The sequence below is a fragment of the Ruoffia sp. FAM 26254 genome (assembly GCF_045528545.1).
GTDB lineage: Bacteria > Bacillota > Bacilli > Lactobacillales > Aerococcaceae > Ruoffia > Ruoffia halotolerans.
In genome coordinates, this window is the sequence record NZ_JBGQQY010000089.1 from 1 (window position 1) to 2,089 (window position 2,089).

General features: G+C 37.0%; 2 protein-coding genes and 1 pseudogene. 1 reads left to right on the forward strand and 2 read right to left on the reverse strand.

Annotated elements, in window-relative coordinates; all coding sequences use genetic code 11:
- Together ACEN3Z_RS11715 and ACEN3Z_RS11720 are read right to left on the reverse strand one after the other, a co-directional pair.
- A pseudogene (locus tag ACEN3Z_RS11715) lies at positions 1 to 126 on the reverse strand (IS3 family transposase); the annotation flags it as partial.
- A gap of 76 nt (positions 127 to 202) precedes the next feature.
- Entirely contained in the window at positions 203 to 1,534 is a 1,332-nt protein-coding gene (locus ACEN3Z_RS11720) for an ISL3 family transposase (RefSeq protein ID WP_138405515.1), read from the reverse strand.
- A gap of 181 nt (positions 1,535 to 1,715) precedes the next feature.
- On the opposite strand from ACEN3Z_RS11720, the gene ACEN3Z_RS11725 reads away from it, so the two are divergent.
- A partial coding sequence (locus ACEN3Z_RS11725) for a transposase (protein WP_407090962.1) occupies positions 1,716 to 2,089 on the forward strand: 374 nt, incomplete at its 3' end.

Below are 2,089 nucleotides of genomic sequence, written 5' to 3' on the forward strand. Positions count from 1 at the left end.
AATGCCTCGTTTTGATAAGGCTTTTTTTATTTTTCTTGAGCCGTAGGCCTTTCGGCTGCGGATAAATTCTTCAGCGACTACTTCTTCAAGTTCTGATTCGTCTTTCTTTGGTTTTGATTGATAATAAGGTTCTCTGTCAAACAACGTTGGTAAAGAATAAAGTCAAATAATAATAGATTTTGGAAGAGGATGTACAACGAGCTTACGCTGCTGTATGTTCTCTTTCTTTTTCTATCATTTTGATTTTATTTCTGATTGGTTTTAAATTGAAGTGCAGGATAATGCGATTTTTATAATGAATAAAGTTACCGTAACCATAGGCTACCCGGTTCAATACTTTGATCTTGTTATTGATTCCCTCTATCTTTCCATTGTTATAAGGATAATAGAAGGTGTTTTGGATATGAGGAAAATGAGCGCGCAACGTCTTTAAACTGGTTTTCATGTATCCAGATAGTTCAGGAGAAGCGGGTTGATCTAAAACAGTTCTTAACTGTTTTGAGTCATTGTGTTCGACGGCTTTAAGAATAGCTTGATACATTGTATAAGTTGCTTTTAGTTCTGGATCGTACGCCAACATCTCAGAAACGATTGCTGATTCCAGACGCTGTCCGAACATGGGAAAGTATTGATAGGTAGTATAAGACAACTCGGACTCTTTCTTCAGTAGTTTCTTCCAGAAGCGTTTGAGTCGTCTGTACTTCTTTTGGTCTTCTCCATTGGACGTTCGAAGTCGATTCATGACTTTTACGCGTGTTTTGTTCATCGCTCGGTTCACGAGCTGAACGATATGAAATCGATCAATAATGATATCAGCGTTTGGAAACAGTTCAGGGATGAAGCTGACGTAACTGGCATTCATGTCTGTCGTAATCGTTTTGACCTGATTTCTCTGGTTTTGGCTGTATCGAGAACAGAAGTGATCTTTGATTGTACGAGTATCTTTGCTTTCTAAAATATCTAGTATCGTTCCTGTTACGACATCAATATACTCAAAAGCCATTTGCCCATTACCATACTTAAACTCATCAAAAGACAAGTTCTCCGGCAATGAATGATAGTAAGGTCGATAATACTTCACCTGTTCATTGATGATTCTTTGAATCGTTGTGGAAGAGACATTCGTCTCTTCTGCCAAGCTCTTGATCGAACGAGCATCAGCTGACTTCGCCAGTATTTCTGCTTTGATAAAATTAGAGATAAAACACGCCTCTTTTACAATCGGTGTTTCCGCAGTAAATGTTGCTTCACAAGATGTACACTTGAACCGCTGCTTTTTCACTCTAAGATAGGTCGGGTAAATGCCAGATATTGGAAAAGTGATTCTAGAAGTCTGAGTCCCATTTTTATAGATAGAGAAGTCCTTGTTTGGTTCCTGACATTTCTTACATTCCGTAGGAATATAAGTCAATGTACAGTCTATAAATTTACATTTCTTTTGTTTGTGTATCCCATAAGACACGCAGTTATCTTCGAAAATCATGTTTTTGTCTTGAATATCTAGTACATTTTGCATATCATTTGATGTAGGCAAGTGAGTTCCTCCTATGGATATTTGGTTTTTGTCGACTATTATTCTACAGGAGAACTCACTTGTTTTCTATTTTCTGAGGACGAATTTACAATTTAAGTGCAACAACAATAATAAAATAAAAAAAGATCCATAGTTTTCCTATAAAATAGATGTACCAACCAACTATTAGAAGGAGAAAGCTATGAATCCATACACACATCTTACCATGAATGAGCGAGAAACAATATTCCTAATGTATGAACAAGGCGAAACTATCGGGCATATATCCGAGACCCTGGACCGTTCTAAATCGACTATCTCAAGAGAATTACATCGTAATTCAAACAAGGATGGCAGTTATTCACCGTCAACTGCTCATGGAGAGTATAAACGTAGAAAACAACTATGTGGCAGACATCGCACGCTAGATAAAGACTCTATTTTCCAGTTGGTCAAACGACTATTTCTCAACGAACAATGGTCTCCAGAACAAATTTCTGGTCGTTTGAACCTTGAAAATTCCAAAAATAAAATCAGTTATAATACTATCTATCGTGCAATTTATCGTGGCGACTT